A 19,970-nucleotide genomic window follows, 5' to 3' on the forward strand; every position below is an offset into this window, starting at 1 on the left:
ACCCTCCCCTGGAGGGGGAGGGTCGCCTCACGACGAGCGAAGCGAGACGTGAGGCGGGGTGGGGTGATCTCTCCACTTGCACCAGAGCCTGCGGAGAGATCACCCCACCCCGCTCGCCCGCTTCGCGTGCGATCGACCCTCCCCCTCCAGAGGAGGGTGGCCAAATCGAGTTCTAGCGCGAGAAGGATGAGGCGACGTTCGCAGACAACCGAGGTCAGTCGAACAGGCTCGACACCGATTCTTCCGCCGCGGTGCGGCCGATCGCCTCGGCGATCAGCGGCGCGATCGCCAGCGTGCGGATGTTGGGCGCGTTGCGGACCGCTTCGGTCGGCATGATGGAGTCGGTGATGACGAGCTCCTTCAGGCGCGACGAGGTGATGCGAGTCGCGGCACCGCCGGAGAGCACGCCATGCGTGATATAGGCGTAGACGTCCTTGGCGCCGTATTTGAGCAGCGCATCCGCCGCGTTCACCAGGGTGCCGCCGGAATCGACGATGTCGTCGATCAGGATGCAGGTGTGGCCGGAGACGTCGCCGATCACGTTCATGACCTCGGATTCGCCGGGACGTTCGCGGCGCTTGTCGACGATGGCGAGCGGCGTGTTGATGCGCTTGGCCAAGCCGCGGGCGCGCGCCACGCCGCCGACGTCCGGCGAGACGACCATGAGGCTGGAGAGATCGAAGCGATCCTTGATGTCGCGCACCATCAGCGGCGAGGCAAAAAGGTTATCGGTGGGGATGTCGAAGAAACCCTGGATCTGGCCGGCGTGCAGATCGAGCGTCATGACGCGGTCGACGCCCGCATGGGTGATCAGATTGGCGACGAGCTTGGCCGAGATCGGCGTGCGCGAGTTCGATTTGCGATCCTGCCGCGCATAGCCGAAATAGGGCACCACGGCGGTGATGCGGCGCGCGGAGGCGCGGCGCAGCGCATCGGTGATGATCAGGAGCTCCATCAGCAGGTCGTTCGCCGGATAGGACGTCGATTGAATGATGAAGACGTCGGAGCCGCGGACGTTCTCCTGGATCTCGACGAAGATCTCCATGTCGGCGAAGCGCCGGACCACCGCTTTCGTCAGCGGCAGCCCAAGTTCAGCGGCGATGCCGGCGGCGAGGGCCGGATTGGAGTTGCCGGCGACGAGTTTGATGGAGCCGTTCTTGGCCGACATCGTGAATTCTCCTCGCGTCTCGCTGGAGACCTTGTTCAGCATATCGGGCTATCCATGGAACCGGCAGTTTTGCACGGGCGAGGTGATATCAAGGACACTGCGCGCATGGCAACCCGCCGCAGGCGTTTTTCCCGGTCAAACAGGTGTTTTTCCCGGTCAAGAACGGCGCAAATTGCGCCTCTTTGCCTAATGGTCGGTGTAGCCGAGGGCCGCGACGCTGGTGCCGTCGGATCTGGGCGATGCGGGCTCGGCCGCGGCGACCGCGGGGCCGCGGGCGGCCGGCGCCGCCGGTGGCGCGCTGTCGGCCGGCGCGGTGCCGTTCAGCATGTTCGAAAGTCCGCTGAAGCCAGCCTGCGCGATTTTCCGAAGCACCATGTCGTCGACATTGTTCCACGGATCGCGGCCGCCGCGTCCGACCGGCTCTTCGCCCGACAGCCGCAGCGCGCGCTGCTGATTGCGATCGTAGACGTCGAACACCCAGGCGATCACGCCCTTGCCGCTGACGACCTGGGCGGAGAGATAGGTGCGGACACGATACGCTGCAGGGGCCTCGCGCGACACGATGGCGAGGCTGCGCAGCTTGGACTCGCTGTCGAGCACGCTGACCATGCGATCGAAGATTTGCGGCGGCGGGCCGTCGATCTGCTCGAAGGCGATCGTGGCGCTATCGGATGCAGGCGCCATCGCATAGGCGTTGGACGGACCACCGCTGCTGGTCGCGCAGCCGCCGAGCGTTGCGGCGGACGTCATCAGCAAAACGGCAACGCAGGCGTGCTGCGCAGCGCGGCTGATCCGTCGAAGTGGTGTCGGCGCTCCCCTCATCGTCGGGAGCGATATCGTTAAAATCGATTAACGTCTAGGTCGCGGCTGCCACAGATCGGGACAGAGTGCACTCAGTTGTACAGAAAGGGTTAAGCAATCCACATGCGGCCACAATGGCGCCCAGCTTCAGCCTTCGAGCATGATGGCGTGGACGTGCCGGCCATAGTCCGGCTCGTTGCGATGGACCGAGCGGCGGTAACTGAAGAAGCGCTCGTCGACATAGGTGTCGAGGCCGAGATCGTCGATCAGCAGCACGCCGGCGTTTTCCAGCCGCATCCGGATGAAGCCGGCGAGGTCGAACATCGCGTGGCCGTCGCGAACCGACGGCAGGAAGAAGCGCGCGTGCTCGGCGTCGTCGTCGAGGAAGCGCGTGACGAACTCGGCGCCGACCTCGTAGCTCGGCTGGCGGATCAGGGGGCCGATCGCGGCAATGATCCGGCCGCGCTCTGCGCCGAGCTCCTCCATCGCCTGCAGCGTGCCTTCGAGCACGCCGGTGAGCGCACCTTTCCAGCCGGCATGCGCCGCGCCGATGACGCGCTCATGCGGGTCGACGAACAGGATCGGCCCGCAATCGGCCGTGGTAACGCCGATCGCGAGATTCGGCGTCGCGGTCACCAGCGCATCGGCCTTAGGCCTGACGGGGCCGTCCCAGGGCCCGGTCGCAACCACGACGTCGGGCGAATGAATCTGGTGCAGGCTGAGGAACTGGTCGGGCGCGACGCCGAGATGGACGGCCATGCGGCGGCGGTTTTCGCGGACGTTCTCCGGCACGTCATTCGATCCAAGCCCGCCATTGAGCCCGGCATAGATGCCGTCGGAGACGCCGCCCTCGCGGGTGAAGAACGCGTGGCGCAGGCCAGGAATCGCGGACATCACATCCGATGATACCAGCATCATGCGCCTCCCGTCGTCTCGTTGGTGTGTTCGTCGCTGATGCCCGCCAGCACCGGAATGGCCGGATCGGAGATGCCGACCACCTTGAACAGCGACCCCATTCCGCCGCGGCCGCCGCCGGTCAGGCGCTTCAGCCCGCTCGCGATGTCCTCCGAGACTTCCGGCGACGCCTTCTGCATGAGGGTCAGCGCGCGGGTTTCGATGCCGAGCCGCTGCAGGAACTCGCCCTGCGTGACCGGGCCGTGAACGCGCGCGCCGACGGCTTCCGCGGCCCGCGCCAGCGCGTCGAAATCGACATGGGCGGTGATGTCGGCAAGCCCCGGTGTCTTGAGGGGATCAGCGAAGCTATGACGGGCGATGGCCTGGAAGGTGTCGCCGACGTCGCTGCGCACATGGCCGTAATCAATGATGACGGCGGCGCCGCGCTGGTCGCGGATGCGCCTGGCGATGGCCATCATCTCGGTGTTCGGCCGCCATTCGAAGATCGCGCCGGCCGGGGCGGCGCGCACCAGAGGCGGCAGCAGCAGCTCGAAGCCGGGCGTCGGATCGGCGGCCGCGCCGTAGACGAAGTTCTCCTCCTCGTCGAGCTCGACCACGCGCTCGTGCCAGCCGGTTTCGCGCTTCACCATCTGGTGAATCGGCAGCACGTCGAAATACTCGTTGGCGAAGATGACGCTGGGGCCCTCCGGCACCTCGTCGAAGCTCTCGTGCCAGGTGACGTTGCGCAGGCCGGTCAGCGTCACCTTCTGCTTTTCACGCAGCACCGGATTGACCTCGACCATGTGAACCGAGATCGTCTGGTACAGCGGCGGCAGCACGCGCAGCGCCCGCAGCGCATCCGACATCATGGTGCCGCGGCCGGGCCCGAGCTCGATCAGCCGGAACTGCTGCGGCGAGCCGGCCGCCTTCCAGATCGAGGCCGCCCACAGCCCGAGCAGCTCGCCGAACATCTGGCTCACTTCGGGGGCGGTGGTGAAGTCGCCCTCGCGTCCGAGCGGATCGCGCGAGATGTAGTAGCCGTGCTCCGGATGCATCAGGCACAGCTCCATGTAGCGCCAGACCGGCATCGGGCCGGACGCCTTGATCAGTCGCTTGATCTCGGTGTGGAGCGGAGACGTCTCGATCACGGATTGGCCTGCAGCGACGGAGTGGCTTGACGACTCTCGGGCCTGCGCAGCGCCCGTGCCACCAGGATGGCGCCGACGATCAGCATCGGCACCGACAGCAGCATGCCCATGGTCAGGCCGCGCCAGAGGAAGCCGAGTTGCTCGTCCGGCTCGCGGAACAGCTCGCTGACGATGCGCGCCGTGCCATAGAGGCCGATGAAGCTGCCGAGGATCATGCCGGGCCGCCTCAGCGCGCCGAGCCGGATCATGATCGCCAGGACGATGAACAGCAGGATGCCTTCGAGGCCGGCTTCGTAGAGTTGGCTCGGATGGCGCGGCAGGTGGGTCGGATCGCGCGGGAAGATCATCGCCCAGGGCAGGCTGGGATCGGCCGTGCGGCCCCACAACTCGCTGTTGATGAAATTGGCGATGCGGCCAAGCAGCAGCCCGATCGGAGCGACGGCGGTGGTGAGGTCGCCGAGCGACAGGATCGGCAGGCCGTTGCGGCGGCTGAACCAGATCACGGCGATGACGCAGCCCATGAAGCCGCCATGGAACGACATGCCGCCCTTCCACAGCTGGAAGATCTCCAGCGGATGGTCGATGAAGAATGGCAGGTTGTAGAACAGCACGTAGCCGGTGCGGCCGCCGAGAATGATGCCGATCGTGACCCAGAGAATGAAATCGTCGAGCTGTGGCAGCGAGATCGGCGCCGGGCCTCCCCACAGCCGGTCCTTCTTCAGCAGCGAGCGAGCGTAGAGCCAGCCGATCACGATGCCGCAGATATAGGCCAGCGCGTACCAGCGGATCGCGAACGGGCCGATGGCGATCGCAACCGGATCGAACACGGGGAAGTCGATGAGGAGAGGCGTCATTCACTGGCTTTCGTGGACACGGCGTCCCGCTTCTGGAAGCCCTCGGGGCGATGCGGGCTTCGAACGGGCCCCGCCACATGAACAGGCGCGGCGCGATGTGATCTCAGGGCTGCTCATACCAGCGCCGCGGGCCGGCGCAACAAGTACGATGACAAGGAAACCAAGGCATGACAAGACGGGCCCATCTTGCGGGCGGCGACAGGGATCGCCATTCTGTCTTCCACAATCGTGCTCGTCGCGGGACGCGGAGTTTCTCACATGACCCAGACCAACAACCGGTTTTTCGACGAACTCGGCCGCCTGATGAACGATGCCGCCGGTGCCGCCCAAGGCATGAAGCGGGAGGTCGATTCCGTCATCCGCAACCAGGCGGAAAAGATCCTGAACGACCTGGACATCGTGAAGCGCGAGGAGTTCGAGGCGGTCAAGGACATGGCCCGGCTCGCCCGCGAGGAGAACGAGGCGCTGAAGGCCCGGATCGCGGCGCTGGAAGCCAAGCTGGGCGGCGCGGCCGGCACGCCGCCGGGTGCCGGCAGCGCGGACGGCTGACGCCGCGGCCGGGTCGCCCTGGGACGGGAGGGGCAGGCGGCCCCTTCATTTCCTTGTCATTTCCCAGGTTTGCCGCTAGAACGCCGCCACGTCCGCGGCCCCCGCACCCCTGGAGGCTTGCCGAAGGACGTCCAGCAACGGGCCGCATTGCGGCCTTTAACTTTTTAAAACAAGGACTTAACACGATGGCGACCGTCAGAGAACTGAAGGCGACCGCCCGTCCGTCAGTCGGCAAGGGGGCCGCACGGGCAGAGCGTCGCGCCGGGAGAGTGCCCGGAGTGATTTATGGAGACAACCAGCCCCCGCTGCCGATCTCGGTGGAAGACCGCGAGCTGCGCCAGCGCATCCTTGCGGGCCGGTTTCTGACCACGATCTTCGACGTCACCCTCGACGGCAAGAAGCACCGGGTGATCCCGCGTGACTTCCATCTCGATCCGGTCAAGGACTTCCCGATCCACGTCGACTTCATGCGGCTCGGCCAGGGCGCGACCATCCGCGTCAGCGTGCCCTTGCATGTGGTGGGTTCGGAAGCCGCGCCGGGCGTCAAGCGCGGCGGCACGGTCAACATCGTGACCCACACGCTCGACCTCGAGTGCCTGGCGGAGAACATCCCGCAGTTCATCGAGGCCGATGTCAGCGCGCTCGAGATCAACCACTCGCTGCACATCTCCGACGTCAAGCTGCCGACCGGCGTGAAGACGCTGTCGCGCGACGACGCCACCCTCGTCACCATCGTGCCGCCGTCCGGCTATGGTGAGGAGCAGAAGGCTGCTGCTGGCGCCGCCGCGGCACCCGCTGCCGCTGCTCCGGCTGCCGCCGCCAAGGCACCCGCTGCCGCGGCCAAGGCGCCGGCTGGCGGCGACAAGAAGAAGTAAGCCGTTCCGCTTGCGGGAAGCACGGGCGGGTCCCGTGCTTCCCGAAGCGACGGCGGGTGCGGATGCCGCGTCATGCTGCTGTTTGTCGGCCTCGGCAATCCCGGCGCGAAATATGCGCGCAACCGGCACAATATCGGCTTCATGGCCGTTGACGAGATCGCGCGGCGTCACCGCTTTTCGCCGTGGCGACGCAGGTTTCAGGGCGAGACCTCGGAAGGCACGCTGGACTCCGAGCGCGTCATCCTGTTGAAGCCCTCGACCTATATGAACGAATCCGGCCGCGCCGTGCAGGAGGCGACCAGCTTCTTCAAGCTCGGCGTCGGCGACGTCACGGTGTTTCAGGACGAGCTGGAATTGCCGCCGGGCAAGCTGCGCGTGAAGGTCGGCGGCGGCATTGCCGGCCATAACGGGCTGCGCTCGATCTCGGCGCATCTCGGCAACGACTATCGCCGCGTCCGGCTCGGCATCGGCCATCCCGGCGTCAAGGAATTGGTGCACGGCCACGTGCTGTCGGACTTCGCCAAATCCGACATGCCCTGGGTCGAGGCGCTGTGCGAGGCGGTCGCCGACAATGCAGGTTTGTTGACGGGCCGGCGCGATTCCACCTTCGCCAACAAGGTGCATCTGGCGCTGCAGGCCAAAGGTTTTCTGGACAAGGGCGACGCTGGCGCCGTGTGAGGCGCTTCGGGCCGTCGTCTAAAAGGATGCGGGACGGGTCATGGGATTCAAATGCGGAATCGTCGGGTTGCCCAATGTCGGCAAGTCGACGCTGTTCAACGCGCTGACGGAGACGGCGGCGGCGCAGGCCGCGAACTATCCGTTCTGCACCATCGAGCCGAATGTCGGCGAGGTCGCCGTGCCCGATCCGCGGCTGGAGAAGCTCGCGGCCATCGCCAAGTCGGGACAGATCATCCCGACGCGGCTGACCTTCGTCGACATCGCCGGCCTGGTGCGCGGCGCCTCCAAGGGTGAAGGCCTCGGCAACCAGTTCCTCGCCAACATCCGCGAGGTCGACGCGATCGCGCATGTCGTGCGCTGCTTCGAGGATTCCGACATCACCCATGTCGAGGGCAAGATCGCGCCGCTCGCGGACATCGAGACCATCGAGACCGAGCTGATGCTGGCCGATCTCGACAGCCTCGAGAAGCGGGTCGACAACCTGTCCAAGAAGGCCAAGGGCGGCGACAAGGATGCCAAGGAGCAGTACGAGCTCGTCACCCGTGCTCTGGTGCTGCTGCGCGACGGCAAACCGGCGCGGCTGTTGGAGCGCAAGCCTGAGGAGGAGCGCGCCTTCGGCATGCTCGGCCTGCTGACATCCAAGCCCGTGCTCTATGTCTGCAATGTCGAGGAAAGCTCTGCCAAGGACGGCAATAGTTTCTCCCAGGCGGTGTTCGAGCGGGCCAAGGAAGAGGGTGCGGTCGCCGTCGTGATCTCAGCCAAGATCGAGTCTGAGATCGCGACGCTGTCGCGCGAGGAGCGCGTCGACTTCCTGGAGACCTTGGGGCTCGAAGAGGCTGGCCTCGATCGGCTCATCCGCGCCGGCTATCAGCTGCTCGACCTGATCACCTATTTTACCGTAGGGCCGAAAGAGGCGCGGGCCTGGACCATTCACCGTGGCACCAAGGCGCCAGCGGCTGCCGGCGTCATCCACACCGATTTCGAGAAGGGCTTCATCCGCGCCGAGACCATCGCCTTTGCCGACTACGTCGCGCTTGGCGGCGAGGCGGGCGCGCGCGAGGGTGGCAAGCTGCGGCTCGAAGGCAAGGAGTATGTCGTCGCCGACGGCGACGTGATGCACTTCCGCTTCAACAACTGAGAGCCTGTGGGGCGGCTACATCCGCCCCTGCTCGCGGATCGCGCCGAGGTGCTCGTTGATACGGAAGACGATCAGCACGAACTCGGCGATGATGCGCGAGAACACCATGCCGACGATGATTCCGGCGAGCGAGGACAACAGCATCAGGAAACCGCCGAATGGGCTGATTGCCATTTCGGAGAGGCCCGTGAAAATGCCGCGAATTCCCGACAGGATGATCAGCGCAATCACGAGCCAATAGAACGTCTTGATGATGGTGGGCGTGATGAAGCGGTCCCACTGGAACAAATCGCGAAATTCCAACATCCTGATCCCCCGGCCACGTCCGAATCGAAGTCGAATCCGTCTTTAAGTCCTGCTCGACTCTCGCGCCAGACGACATGCGCGGCGGCCGAGTTGGTCCCAGTGTGTGGCGCCTTCTGGCACTCTCGTGCGACTGGACCGGGCGTCAGCCATGCGAGCGGCCCGGTTGTGATTGCTGCAAAGTGCGGCCACAATCGGGCTTCTTTCAGCCATTCCCAGCCTCATGACCCTCACCTTCGAAGATTTTCCGCAAGGCCCGTTCGGCAGCTTTGGCCCGCGACACGTCACCCGCGACGAGATCATTGCCTTCGCCTCTGAGTTTGATCCGCAGCCGATGCATTTGGACGAAGAAGCCGCCTCGCAGTCGATGCTCAGGGGCCTGTCCGGCTCGGGCTGGCACCTCTGCTCGCTGATGATGCGCATGATGTTCGACGGCTTCATCGGCCGCACCGCCTCGCTCGGTTCTCCGGGCGTCAACGAGGTCCGGTGGCTCTCGCCCCTGCGTCCCGACGATGAGCTGATGCTCGATGTGGAGGTTCTGGAAGCGCGGGTGTCGCGGAGCCGTCCGTCGACCGGGATCGTCACCTTCAAATGCAGCGTGCGCAACAAGGCGGGCATGAGGCTTTGCGAGATGGTTTCTCCCATCATCGTCGAGCGCCGTGAGAGCCGCGGGCAGGTGGGCTGATGCGCTTTTTCGAAGATCTTCAGGTCGGCCAGCGCCGCGAGCTCGGCTCCTACACGTTCACAGCCGAAGAGATTAAGCGCTTTGCCGTTCAATTCGATCCGCAACGCTTTCACCTCGACGAGGAAGAGGGCCGCCGATCGCTGTTCGGCGGGCTCGCGGCATCGGGATGGCACATCGGCTCCGTCTGCATGAAGCTGATCGTCGCGGATAATCAGCGCCTCCTGGAGATCGCGCGCTTGCGCGGCGAGCCGATCGTCCTCGGAGGTCCTTCTCCCGGTTTTCGGGATCTGCGCTGGCACAAGCCGGTGCTTGCGGGTGATACGATCAGCTTTTCCAGTGAGATTGATTCGCTTCGCGCGTCGGCGTCGCGCCCGGAGTGGGGCATCCTGCAGGCGCGCAATACCGGCATCAATCAGCACGGCGATCTGGTGTTCTCGGTGCTGGCATCGGCCTTTGTCCCTCGACGGAACGAGGGTTGAGGCGAAAAGGTCACGCTTCGTAGGATTGTCGGCGCGGAACGAACTTCGCGCTAACGCATTCTGAACTCCGACTCTATAAGACAGCCAATCAGGGATCAGGATGTGGGGGATGAGTATGGCAGATCGCGGTGGTCTGAAACTCCTCGGCTTTATCTTTGCCAGCGTGACGCTCGCGGTGATGCTCGCGACGGGAATGGTCGTGAAGGGCTATGCCGACGGCTCGTATTCGCTGGAGACGTCAGCGACGATCAACGAGTGACGGCTTAACTACTCGTTAACCAGAACGGACCACGCAGTCCTGTTTGTAGAGGCGGTCTAGCGGCTCCAGATGAGCACCATGACCGCCATCGCCACCACCAGCAAACCGACGAAGCGGACCATGATGGTCCCGATCCGCTGAGGCTCAGGCCTCAGAGGAATCGGATCGGTGTTTTCCGGCCGGATCGTTTCCATGTAAGTGACACCCTTTTGACGCAACCTGCCCGCCACGAGATGGGCGGGAGTTGGTCGCGGGAGTGCCGGGTCACGTTCAAGGGCGAAGCGCTGCAAAGACGAAAACCGCCGCGCGATACCTCGCACGGCGGTCCTCTTGAAGGTCCGGAAAGAACGCTCAGCTGCTGCGCAGGCCGTCGGCGGCGCGCTTCCACTGCGTCACGTTCTCGGCGATCGCCCGGGTCGACTTCATCGCCGCCTGGCTGAGCTGCGCATAGCTCGCGATCTCGCGCTGCACCCGCTGGCCCTCGGCATGCAGCAGCTCGCGCAGGCTCTCGAGCTCCCCGATCAAGTTCTCGATCTCCGACAGGGAGGTGCCGGCGACGCGCTGGATCAGCGTGGTGACGCTGTTCACCGCCGCATCGGCATCGATCGAAGCCTCGGCCGTGGCGGCCGCATTGGGACGGCGCAGATAGGCGATATCATTACGGACGAAATCACGAATGCCGGCCTCGACTTCGGAGACCGCCGCCAGATCCGTATCCAGCTCGGCTTCAGTTCCATCGATCTTGTCCGGACGAATGACATTCATCGGCTATTTCCTCATTTCGCGTTCAAGCGAGCGCGGTGTCCCCGCACGACGAACTTCTCAAAGCCTATCAGTGCGGCCAAATTGGGCCGCACCGCGGCGAAGTCGCGGCGATGGTTCGACCATTCGTGGCGGCCTGCCGCAATGGTGAACGTCACCAGCTCCGCTTGAAGCCGGCTGAAATGCTCTTGCTGGTGCCGCCCTGCGCGGTCTCGCTGACCGAGCCGGATACGCTGAGACCATCCGACAGCTTCTGCTCCGCGCCGACCTTGCGCAGCCATTTGTCGTCGCTCGACGACAGGGTCTGGCCGGCGGTGACGCTGGTGCCGGTGTCGCCGATCGAGAGCCTGGCGGATTGCTCGGTGTCGAAGCTGCGGCTGGTCTTCGGCGCCGCGCCGGGAATCGGCACCATGCCCTGCTGGGTGACGTTGTAGCCGTTCTGCAGGGTCAGATTGTAGTGATCGATCGGCACCGCCTTGGTGATGGTGGTGCCCAGCCGGCTTTGATCCGAGCCGGGGTTGACGCGGGCCTCGATGGCGGTCTTGTCCCAGATCGAGCCGGCGCCCGGCGCGGTGACGGCCGCCCAGGCCGAGCCGCCGGATTGCGGAGCATTGCCGCCGTTCTCGGCCTTCTCCGCCAGCAATTCCGACATCGTGGTCGGCTGCCGCGCGACCGTCATGTCGGCGCCGACGCGGGCGTCCCAGAACGGCGACACCGACTGCTTGACCGACACGCCCGAGGCGAGGCTGCCCTTGTTCTGGTTCGACCAGTCGAGCGCGGCGGCTTTCTCTGCGGCGGCCTTGCGCCTCGCCGCGGCGGCGGCTTCGGGACGGTCGAGGAAGGTGGTGTCGTCGATCGCGAGCTGGCTCCAGTCGAGCTTTTCGACGTTGATGTCCTTCATCGGGTCGGCCGCTGCGGCCTGGTCCTCGGACTTGTCCTCGTCCTCTGGCTCCGGCGCGATCTGCTGCCAGGGCACGATCTGCAGCGGTTGCGGCGCCTGCATCAGCGTCTGGGCCTGCGCGGCGGACGCAAGAAGGCCGAAGCCGGCCGTAAAAACCGCCAGCGCGCAACCATACGATGTCATGAGAGCAACCCCCGCCGCCCGAACCTGTGTGCCGGAATATGGTGGAATCTTGGCGCAAAATTATGGCTGCGCCAGTCACGATCTGTTGGGTTGTCGGTGAGTGCGACCACAATCCAACACGCGGGGCAGCGGGTTCAGGCGAAGCTGCCGATGCGCGGCAGGTCGATGGAGCGGCCGAGCGTCTGCTCGATCAGATCGAACGTATCGATCAGGATCCGCAGCCGGGCGAGCTTTCCAGCGCGGAATTGCATGAATTGCGCGAGCCGCGCGGTGACCGGCTTGTCGGAATCCTGCGCCGTCATCGCGCAGCGGACCATCGTCGCCGCGCTGGTCTCGTCCAACATCAAGGTCTCGCGCTCCAGCCGCCGGATGCTCACATTGTCCGCGATCTGCCTGACGGCGTCGAGCACCGCCGCGCGGCCGTGCCGCGCGCCGAGGAAGGGAAACATGTCGATCGGGCCGTAGATGGCCCAGTCGATGTCGTCGTCGAGAAGCTCGGCGAAATCATCGAAACGGCGGTCGTTGATCGCGCCATGCAATGCGCGCGACAGACGCCAGAGGCTGTGCTCCGTCATCGGCTCGGGATCCTGAACTGGCTTGCGAGGGGGCGCGCCGGCCTGAAGGCGACGTCGCAACGACGTCGCGCCGGGGCGCCGAATCTATCTCTCTTACGCCTCACATAAATCAGCCACCTGCGCGCGCAACGGCTGTTTTTGCATTGCACAAATGCGCGCGGCTGCCGGTCGCCGCGCCCCTAACGCCCTTCGTGCTGCATCCGCTGCTGCGCGATCGCGACCTCGTGGTCGCGGAAGGCGGCCATGCCGAACAGGGTGGCGCCGGCGATACCGCCGATCAGGGCGCCGAGCGGCATGAAGGTGAAGAACACCAGCATGCCCGCATAGCCTTCGAATTCGCTGGTGTTGAACAGCTCGATCCAGGCCAGTCCAAGCCCTACTCCGATCGTCGCGCCGCCGACAACGCCCATCACCAGTCCGGCCATCGCCAGGAATGCTATTCTCATGTCACCGATGCCCCGTATACCACCGTTGATGGGGTGCGGAGCCCGGGCCACAGGTTCAAGGCAACGACGCCGCCGTTGGTGACGTTTCCGTGATCGGCCGGTCAGGGCTGGCCTCCGCAACCGCCGCGCAGGGCCTCAGGGCCGGGCGGTGCCCGCGATCAGCAGCCGGCTGAGATCGCATTCGAGCACCTGCTGCACCAGGTCGTAGGTGTCCATGATCTCGCGGATGCGGGCGACGCGGCCGTCGCGCAGCGTGTAGAAGGCCGCGAGGTCGTACTGCACGATGCGGTCGTTGTCGCGCTTGCGCAGGAAGATGCGCAGATCCACGGCGACCTGGTCGCCTTCGCAGATCATGGTCTTGATCTCGTGCCGGACCTCGGCATAGCGGCTGCGTGCCGTCTCCCACATCTGCCGCACCTCGGCCTTGCCCCGGCGGCCGCCGAGATGGGGGAAGATGTCGATCGGCGCCGAGGCGAAGTGCTCGAGATCGTCGGTGCAATGCGCCAGCACGCTGTCGAAATCGCCGGCGGCATGGGCCTCGAGCAGCTTGCGCACGCGCTGCTTGTTGATGTGCTCGATCATCCTGTCTCCACTGACGGGAACGCCCGCGTCGGCGATGGCGTTCTGGAGATGCCGGCCCGCGGCCGTCAACCACTTGCGTCACCGTCTGCCGGCGCAATGCGCCGGTACGGTGAACGGAAGCTTGGCGCGGGATCGCGTCACGATCATGTCTCGGGCCATCTCTCACCCCATGGGTCATCCCCGCGCGCGAAAGGTTCGCGCAAGGCGTCATGCCGGTTGCGAGGCGGGAACCGCTTCGCCGCGTCGCCGTTACCCCGCACCATTCTTGCGGAGCTCGATCACGAAGATGTCGATCACCAAGACCATGCTCGCCGCCTCCGTCGCAGCGCTGGCGCTGCTGTCGACGCAGGCCGCCGAGGCCAAGGGCTGCATCAAGGGCGCCATCGTCGGCGGCGTGGCCGGCCACTATGCCGGTCATCACGGCGTGCTCGGCGCGGCCGCCGGCTGCCTCTATGGTCGTCACCGTGCCAAGGAGCAGGAGCGTCAGCAGCAACAGCAGGGCCAGGTCAACGGGCGGGGCCGGACATAGTTGATCCGCGCGTCCATCGTGCTTGGCGTGCCTTTACCTCAAGCTGGCGGCGATGGCCCGGCGTGACCGGGCCTTCGGTCCGTGCCGGAGGTGCCGGCTACAAGGGAGCGCCGCTTGTTGGCGTCGTGGCTCTTTCCGTTACGCCAGCGAGGATGATGCGCATCGGCCTCAACAAACCCTACTGTCGTCCCGGCGAACGCCGGGACCCATACCCCCAGGGAGCGGTTTGAGGCACGCTTGCTATTGGCTTCTTGTCCCTCACGACCGCCGTTGCGTATGGATCCCAGGTCGCCGCGCCGCGCTGTCGCGTCGCAGCTTGCCCACGACGGCAGTGGAGAGAACAACGGATTTACGATTCAAACAGCTAAGGATTGCTCCGGGACATGACGGCGCGGTCTCGCGGCATGTGATGCCCGAGTGATACGATCCGCGTGGCCCTCGTGAGTGCAGAGGGCGCAGGGAATGCCGGGTGAAGGCCTCACCCATGGCCCGCCTGCGAAAAAAATGCAGGCGGCAGGTACCACAGGCAAAGCCGATTCAACCGGCATTCCCTGCGCGACGGTCTTCACGCTTATACGCAGTCTCCCTGGTGCGCCGGGCTTGTTGGCCACCATGTCGCACGACGCGCTTGCGCGCGTCATGCTGGATACCAGCATCGGGGTATCAGGACGCTGCGACTTCACGTCCGCGCATTGCCGTTCGTCCGCACGCCGATAAGCATGCTGCGGCAACATCGCGGCCATCGCATCCCCACCTCGCGTGTCGTGACGATCGCGCGCAACGCCCCTCTGCGGTGAGGCGGGATGCGGGGGAGATAATCATGAATTCCGATAAAGCGCAAGAAGTTTATTTTTTTCGGAAGATGCGAGCTTCATCTCTCGCGTTGTCTGGCGGGCCGTCTGATGGATTTCGTGAAGGGCACCCCTAAATTGGGTCCGACGCCGCGAGAAATTCTTCCGCTTTGGCTCGGCTCGAGAACCGCCCGAGCTCTTCATAGGACGGCTCGTCCTCGGCGTCATCAGCCGATCGCAGGACGACAAAGCAATCCTCATTGCTCAAAATCAGCTCTGTCAGGTCCTCGCTCCGGGACGGAGACATGTCGCGGGCGCCGCAATGAGGACACTCGTCGTCGCAGATGCACGACCATTCATCGGTCCAGGCCTGCGCGCAACGTTCACAACGATAGAAGTTCAAGAACCAGGCCATTGCCGGACCTCACGTCTTCAAACGATAGCGGCCGCGCGATACGAACTCCAGGAATCCCTGATCGCGCAGGAACTGGAGCTGCTGGCGGATTTTCGGTCGGACGTTCTGGTTGCCGGGATAGAGCAGGCTGAGATGGCGGTCGAAAGCGTAGACATCGTCGAGCGTGAATTCCGGCTTGCCGAGCGACTCGACGCATTTCAGCACCTCGATCAGCCATCCGCGTGCATCCAGGGATTCCTTGCGGAGGAAGAGCGTCCGGCTCCACTCCTGCAGCACGACCTGCTTCGCGCGGACGACGCGATTCTGGACGATGTGAATCTTGCCCGACTCGGGAACGCGATCGAGAAGAATGTTCGAGCCGACCCACCCTGCGCGGCGCGCGGTCGCCGCGAGCGGCTTGCGCTGCTCGATGATGTCGCGGACAAAGAAATGCTTCGGCACGACGAAGAGGTTGATGACCGACCGGGTGTCACGGTCATAGTTCATCAGCAGGAGATTGGGATTGTTGCTGGCGGCCAGCCGTTCGCATTTCGTCCCATAGGCACCATCGGCGACCTTGGCGCCGAATGCCTTCTTCTGGCTCTTCAGCTCGAACTCTTCGCTGCAACTCGTACAGAAGAAGTCGGCCAGCGGGCTGTTGTTGGGAAACTGCGCCATGTTCGATCGGCCGCAGTTCGGACAATAGGCTTGCGCGCCGACCCAAGCTTCGGTCCAGGCCCGCGCCTTCTGCGTGCCGCTGGTGTAGGCAGTCTGAGGTTCTTCAAAGCCGAGTTTCATGTGAGCAGAGTAGCTCAACATGATATGTTTTCCAGTCGAGATCGCGGGCCGGACGTCATTGCGAGCGAAGCGGCGAAGCGAAGCAATCCAGATCAGGCCAAGTGCATAGACTGGATTGCTTCGTCGCTGTCGCTCCTCGCAATGAGGCGGCGAGAAGGTTTACACCTCACCGCTTCTTCCACCCGCCGCGCTTTCCCGGCGCGCCGCCGGTCGAGCGGGGGGCAGGACCGAATTCGGGGCCTGAGTCGCGCGAGTTGGTCGGCTGGATGATACGGTCCGGAAAGATTTTTCCGGCAGGGGGCGGTAGGGCAGCGACTCCTGGCCGTGCATTTGGTCCAGATGCAGCCTGTCGACTTGGCCGACGCTCGATCGAGCGCTTAGCCGGTGACGTGGAGCTGCAATCCCACCTGCTTCTGCAGATAAGCGATCACGCTTAAGAGGTTCTTGGCCTGAGGATTGCCTTGCGGGCCGAACATGCGGATCAGGCTCTTGGGCGGTGTATCGATCGCCTCACCGAGCTTTTCGAATCCGACGGTCGCCTTGATGTAGTCGCGAAGAATGGTTTTCCCCGTTTCCATGTCGCCGCTGAGCATCGCGTCGACGCCTTCGCGAAGAAGCGCTGTTGCGAACCTCGTGTCGGCCTTCGCTTGCTTGTGAACCAGATCGTCGAAACGCTTCGCCTTCACGGCCATTGCACTATCCTGCGCCGCACTCACCGCTTCTTCCACCCACCCCGCTTCCCCGGCGCGCCGCCGGTCGAGCGGGGGGCGGGACCGAATTCGGGGCCGGACTCGCGGGAGTTGGTCGGCTGGATGATCTTGCTGCTGCCGCCGAATGGCTTTGGCGGCAGCTTGGCGTTGGGGCGGTAGGGCAGGGATTCCGGGCCGTGCATCTCGTCGAGATGCGGCTTGTGGACTTTGGAGCCGGTGCTTGGGCCGCGAGTGCTGCGGTCCGCGGCCCCCCCTCCCTGGCCCTCCCCCACAAGGGGGGAGGGAACGGAGGGACCGCCCGCGCGGCCTGAAGGACTGGCGGCGAGCTCATCGAGGAGCGGTGCAAGCGGATCCCTATCGCGGGACTTCGCTCCAGCTCGGCCGCCGCGGCCCTTCAGCGCGGTGGTCGGGAGGTTGGCAGCGTCGCCGTATTTCTTGGCGCCGGCGTAGGCGCCGGCCTTGCCTTGCACGGTGCGCTGCTTGGCGGTGGGGTCGTCGACGACGGCAAGCTCGGTGGCGCGCAGGCGCTTGACCTCGTCGCGGAGGCGGGCGGCCTCCTCGAAGTTCAAATCGGCGGCGGCTTCGCGCATGCGGGTTTCGAGATCGGCCAGCACCGCCTCGAAATTGTGGCCGATCGAGATGACGTCGTCGGTGGTGGTGCCGCCGCCGGTCTCGATCAGCACGTGGTCGCGCTCGTAGACCGAGTTGAGGATGTCGCCGATCGACTTCTTGACGCTCTCCGGCGTGATGCCATGGGCCGTGTTGTATTCGACCTGCTTCTCGCGGCGGCGGTTGGTCTCGGCGATGGCGCGCTCCATCGAGCCGGTCATCTGGTCGGCGTAGAGGATCACCTTGCCGTCGACGTTGCGCGCGGCGCGGCCGATGGTCTGGATCAGCGAGGTCTCGCTGCGCAGAAAGCCTTCCTTGTCGGCGTCGAGGATGGCGACCAGCGCGCATTCGGGAATGTCGAGGCCTTCGCGCAAGAGGTTGATGCCGACCAGCGCGTCGAACGCGCCGAGACGAAGGTCGCGGATGATCTCGATGCGCTCGATGGTGTCGATGTCGGAGTGCATGTAGCGGACGCGGATGCCCTGCTCGTGCAGATATTCGGTGAGGTCCTCGGCCATGCGCTTGGTCAGCACCGTGATCAGCGAGCGGTAGCCGGCCTGCGCGGTGGCGCGGACCTCGCCGAGGAGATCGTCGACCTGGGTGCGGGCGGGGCGGATGTTGACCGGCGGATCAATCAGCCCGGTCGGGCGGATGACCTGCTCGACGAACACGCCGCCGGCCTCGTTCAGCTCCCAGCCGCCGGGGGTCGCCGACACCGCGACCGTCTGCGGCCGCATCATGTCCCACTCCTCGAAGCGCAGCGGGCGGTTGTCCATGCAGGAGGGCAGGCGGAAGCCGTATTCGGCCAGGGTCGCCTTGCGGCGGAAGTCGCCGCGGAACATGCCGCCGATCTGCGGCACCGTGACGTGGCTCTCGTCGGCGAACACCAGCGCATTGTCGGGGACGTATTCGAACAGCGTCGGCGGCGGCTCGCCGGGCAGGCGGCCGGTGAGATAGCGCGAGTAGTTCTCGATGCCGGCGCAACTGCCGGTCGCCTCCATCATCTCGATGTCGAAGGTGGTGCGCTGCTCCAGCCGCTGCGCCTCGAGCAGGCGGCCCTGCGCGTGCAACTGGTCGAGCCGGATCTTCAGCTCTGACTTGATCGACTTCATCGCCTGCACGAGGGTCGGGCGCGGCGTCACATAGTGCGAGTTGGCGTAGACCTTGATGAACTCCAGCTCGTCCTGCTTGTGGCCGGTGAGCGGATCGAACTCCTCGATATTCTCCACGGTGTCGCCGAACAGGTTCACGCGCCAGGCGCGGTCCTCATAGTGCGCCGGGAAGATGTCGATGACGTCGCCGCGCACGCGAAAGGTGCCGCGGGTGAAGTCGTGCTGGGTGCGCTTGTATTGCAGGGCGACGAGGTCGGCGATCAGCTGGCGCTGGTCGATGCGCTCACCCTTCTTCAGCGCGAAGGTCATCGCGGTGTAGGTCTCGACCGAGCCGATACCGTAGATGCAGGACACTGAGGCGACGATGATGACGTCGTCGCGCTCGAGCAGCGCGCGCGTCGCCGCGTGGCGCATGCGGTCGATCTGCTCGTTGATCGAGGAATCCTTCTCGATATAGGTGTCGGTGCGCGGGACGTAGGCCTCGGGCTGGTAGTAGTCGTAGTACGAGACGAAGTACTCGACCGCGTTGTCGGGGAAGAAGCTCTTGAACTCGCCATAAAGCTGCGCGGCGAGCGTCTTGTTCGGCGCCAGGATGATGGCCGGGCGCTGCGTCGCCTCGATCACCTTCGCCATGGTGTAGGTCTTGCCGGAGCCGGTGACGCCGAGCAGCACCTGTGTGCGGTCGTTGCGCGCGATGCCCTCGACCAGCTCCTTGATCGCCTGCGGCTGGTCGCCCTTCGGCTCATAGGCCGACTTGATCTCGAAGCGGACGCCGCCTTCCGACTTCTCCGGACGGGGCGGACGGTGTGGCGTCCACACCTTGAGCGAGCCGTCGTCCTTGCGGAACTCGGGACGGCCCTCGCGGATCAGCGACTCCAGCGCTTCCGCCGTGGCCTTGACGCCGAGCGCCTCCATCTTGTTGCGCGGCGGACGGGCGAGCGCCTCCTCGTCGTCCTCGGCCGTGGGCAGGCCAAGCTGCCGCGCCAGCTCGGGATCGAGCGTCGGGATGGTGGCGGCGGTGCCGTAATTGGCTTGCGGCGCTTCGGCGAGGCCGGAGGATGAGGCGGCGTCATCCGCCCCGAGGGGTTGATGCGAAGGAGAGAGGCCCCCACCCTGGCCCTCCCCCGCACGCGGGGGAGGGGACGCTGGGGGCGCGGTTTCGGCATCATCGCTGGCGCCGGCACGCGGCGCCTGCCGCCTGGAGCCCTCCCCCGCTTGCGGGGGAGGGTTGGGTGGGGGCGAGCCATGCGACGGATCGTTGTTTGACGATGAACGCCCACCCACCGGCTGCGGATTCGGCCGCAGCGGCATGGACCGCGCCGAGGCGTCGCCCGTCGCAACCTCGGCACTCCTGCCCTTGGTCGACGCCCGCGCGCGGTGCGCGGCGGCCTCGCCGCCGCTGCGGCGGTCCCAGGAATTGTCCGGCGGAGGCTTCAGTCCCGTTGAGGAACCGATGCCGCTCTCGCCGCGGTTGATGGCGGGATTCAGCAGCTCGGCGAGCGCGGGCGCGATCGGCTGCACGTCGGGCCGGTGCGCTTTCGATTTCGGAGTTCGGCCAGGCTTCTTGGGGGTGTCGGGGGTCTTCGCCATGGCCCGAATATGGGACGGATGACGCCGACTTGAAAGAGTGATCGGGCGCCGCGCAGCGGCCTTGCTGACAGCATGGTGGCAGCAGGACGGCCCGAGATGCGCCTGCACGCGGCAGGCCACACGAGATCAGCGAGCGACTCGCGAGCCGTGGCGCGCG

24 protein-coding genes and 1 pseudogene are annotated in these 19,970 nt (G+C 65.4%); 8 read left to right on the top strand and 17 right to left on the bottom strand.

Translation table 11 applies throughout. The features are described from left to right. Positions 1–214 precede the first annotated feature (214 nt). The 5 genes from QX126_RS23865 to lgt form a co-directional block, all read right to left on the bottom strand. A complete protein-coding gene (locus QX126_RS23865) occupies positions 215–1,168 on the bottom strand; it encodes a ribose-phosphate pyrophosphokinase (RefSeq protein WP_315735662.1) in 954 nt (317 codons plus the stop codon). Between the two features lie 186 nt (positions 1,169–1,354). Beyond that, the gene (locus QX126_RS23870) at positions 1,355–1,918 is read right to left on the bottom strand and encodes a hypothetical protein (protein WP_315733982.1); all 564 of its coding nucleotides are present in this window, start codon (positions 1,916–1,918) and stop codon (positions 1,355–1,357) included. A 198-nt stretch (positions 1,919–2,116) separates the two neighbouring features. Next, complete coding sequence (gene pgeF, locus QX126_RS23875) at positions 2,117–2,863, bottom strand: peptidoglycan editing factor PgeF (protein WP_409999119.1); 747 nt, start codon at positions 2,861–2,863, stop codon at positions 2,117–2,119. A gap of 20 nt (positions 2,864–2,883) precedes the next feature. Beyond that, the gene (locus QX126_RS23880; protein ID WP_315784075.1) at positions 2,884–4,011 is read right to left on the bottom strand and encodes a class I SAM-dependent methyltransferase; all 1,128 of its coding nucleotides are present in this window, start codon (positions 4,009–4,011) and stop codon (positions 2,884–2,886) included. Next, on the bottom strand, positions 4,008–4,865 hold the full coding sequence (gene lgt, locus QX126_RS23885) for a prolipoprotein diacylglyceryl transferase (protein ID WP_315784077.1): 858 nt from the start codon (positions 4,863–4,865) through the stop codon (positions 4,008–4,010). The genes QX126_RS23880 and lgt overlap by 4 nt, the downstream gene beginning before the upstream one ends. 258 nt (positions 4,866–5,123) lie before the next feature. Here lgt and QX126_RS23890 point away from each other — a divergent pair, with 258 nt between their 5' ends. From QX126_RS23890 to ychF, 4 genes are all read left to right on the top strand, one after another. Further along, positions 5,124–5,414, top strand: coding sequence for an accessory factor UbiK family protein (locus tag QX126_RS23890; RefSeq protein WP_315714079.1), 291 nt, complete (start codon positions 5,124–5,126; stop codon positions 5,412–5,414). A 185-nt stretch (positions 5,415–5,599) separates the two neighbouring features. Beyond that, entirely contained in the window at positions 5,600–6,289 is a 690-nt protein-coding gene (locus QX126_RS23895) for a 50S ribosomal protein L25/general stress protein Ctc (RefSeq protein WP_315733977.1), read from the top strand. Positions 6,290–6,361: 72 nt separating this feature from the next. Further along, positions 6,362–6,967, top strand: a complete 606-nt coding sequence (pth, locus tag QX126_RS23900) for an aminoacyl-tRNA hydrolase (protein WP_315733976.1) — start codon at positions 6,362–6,364, stop codon at positions 6,965–6,967. A 40-nt stretch (positions 6,968–7,007) separates the two neighbouring features. Beyond that, positions 7,008–8,105, top strand: coding sequence for a redox-regulated ATPase YchF (gene ychF, locus QX126_RS23905; protein WP_315733974.1), 1,098 nt, complete (start codon positions 7,008–7,010; stop codon positions 8,103–8,105). 15 nt (positions 8,106–8,120) lie between these two features. Here ychF and QX126_RS23910 read toward each other — a convergent pair whose 3' ends face one another. Beyond that, the gene (locus tag QX126_RS23910) at positions 8,121–8,411 is read right to left on the bottom strand and encodes a DUF4282 domain-containing protein (RefSeq protein WP_315714083.1); all 291 of its coding nucleotides are present in this window, start codon (positions 8,409–8,411) and stop codon (positions 8,121–8,123) included. 220 nt (positions 8,412–8,631) lie between these two features. Here QX126_RS23910 and QX126_RS23915 point away from each other — a divergent pair, with 220 nt between their 5' ends. From QX126_RS23915 to QX126_RS23925, 3 genes are all read left to right on the top strand, one after another. Continuing rightward, entirely contained in the window at positions 8,632–9,093 is a 462-nt protein-coding gene (locus QX126_RS23915) for a MaoC family dehydratase (RefSeq protein ID WP_315757358.1), read from the top strand. Then, on the top strand, positions 9,093–9,572 hold the full coding sequence (locus QX126_RS23920; RefSeq protein WP_315784080.1) for a MaoC family dehydratase: 480 nt from the start codon (positions 9,093–9,095) through the stop codon (positions 9,570–9,572). Before QX126_RS23915 ends, QX126_RS23920 begins: the two co-directional genes overlap by 1 nt. Before the next feature lie 109 nt (positions 9,573–9,681). After that, positions 9,682–9,831, top strand: a complete 150-nt coding sequence (locus tag QX126_RS23925; protein ID WP_315714401.1) for a hypothetical protein — start codon at positions 9,682–9,684, stop codon at positions 9,829–9,831. A gap of 56 nt (positions 9,832–9,887) precedes the next feature. On the opposite strand, the gene QX126_RS23930 is transcribed toward QX126_RS23925, so the two are convergent. The 6 genes from QX126_RS23930 to QX126_RS23955 form a co-directional block, all read right to left on the bottom strand. After that, positions 9,888–10,025: a hypothetical protein gene (locus QX126_RS23930; RefSeq protein WP_315733970.1), complete on the bottom strand. Its 138-nt coding sequence runs from the start codon at positions 10,023–10,025 to the stop codon at positions 9,888–9,890. A 157-nt stretch (positions 10,026–10,182) separates the two neighbouring features. Then, positions 10,183–10,596, bottom strand: coding sequence for a hypothetical protein (locus QX126_RS23935; protein WP_315714086.1), 414 nt, complete (start codon positions 10,594–10,596; stop codon positions 10,183–10,185). Between the two features lie 151 nt (positions 10,597–10,747). Further along, positions 10,748–11,677, bottom strand: a complete 930-nt coding sequence (locus tag QX126_RS23940; protein WP_315784083.1) for a hypothetical protein — start codon at positions 11,675–11,677, stop codon at positions 10,748–10,750. Positions 11,678–11,811: 134 nt separating this feature from the next. Next, entirely contained in the window at positions 11,812–12,252 is a 441-nt protein-coding gene (locus QX126_RS23945; RefSeq protein ID WP_315784086.1) for a nuclear transport factor 2 family protein, read from the bottom strand. Positions 12,253–12,431: 179 nt separating this feature from the next. After that, on the bottom strand, positions 12,432–12,698 hold the full coding sequence (locus tag QX126_RS23950; protein WP_315784089.1) for a hypothetical protein: 267 nt from the start codon (positions 12,696–12,698) through the stop codon (positions 12,432–12,434). A gap of 135 nt (positions 12,699–12,833) precedes the next feature. Continuing rightward, complete coding sequence (locus QX126_RS23955) at positions 12,834–13,280, bottom strand: nuclear transport factor 2 family protein (protein ID WP_315784092.1); 447 nt, start codon at positions 13,278–13,280, stop codon at positions 12,834–12,836. A 304-nt stretch (positions 13,281–13,584) separates the two neighbouring features. On the opposite strand from QX126_RS23955, the gene QX126_RS23960 reads away from it, so the two are divergent. After that, positions 13,585–13,809 (top strand): hypothetical protein, encoded by a 225-nt coding sequence (locus QX126_RS23960; protein WP_315784229.1) that lies wholly within the window; start codon positions 13,585–13,587, stop codon positions 13,807–13,809. 924 nt (positions 13,810–14,733) lie between these two features. Here QX126_RS23960 and QX126_RS23965 read toward each other — a convergent pair. From QX126_RS23965 to uvrB, 5 genes and pseudogenes are all read right to left on the bottom strand, one after another. Further along, complete coding sequence (locus tag QX126_RS23965) at positions 14,734–15,015, bottom strand: hypothetical protein (protein ID WP_315784095.1); 282 nt, start codon at positions 15,013–15,015, stop codon at positions 14,734–14,736. Between the two features lie 9 nt (positions 15,016–15,024). After that, the gene (locus QX126_RS23970; RefSeq protein WP_315784098.1) at positions 15,025–15,813 is read right to left on the bottom strand and encodes a DpnI domain-containing protein; all 789 of its coding nucleotides are present in this window, start codon (positions 15,811–15,813) and stop codon (positions 15,025–15,027) included. A 145-nt stretch (positions 15,814–15,958) separates the two neighbouring features. Continuing rightward, positions 15,959–16,140, bottom strand: a pseudogene (locus tag QX126_RS33595) (hypothetical protein); the annotation flags it as partial. 29 nt (positions 16,141–16,169) lie between these two features. Beyond that, complete coding sequence (locus QX126_RS23975) at positions 16,170–16,484, bottom strand: transcriptional regulator (protein WP_315784101.1); 315 nt, start codon at positions 16,482–16,484, stop codon at positions 16,170–16,172. Positions 16,485–16,504: 20 nt separating this feature from the next. Then, a complete protein-coding gene (gene uvrB, locus QX126_RS23980) occupies positions 16,505–19,813 on the bottom strand; it encodes an excinuclease ABC subunit UvrB (RefSeq protein ID WP_315784103.1) in 3,309 nt (1,102 codons plus the stop codon). Positions 19,814–19,970: the final 157 nt, after the last annotated feature.

The organism is Bradyrhizobium sp. SZCCHNPS1003, assembly GCF_032381555.1.
In the GTDB taxonomy this organism is placed as follows: Bacteria; Pseudomonadota; Alphaproteobacteria; order Rhizobiales; family Xanthobacteraceae; genus Bradyrhizobium.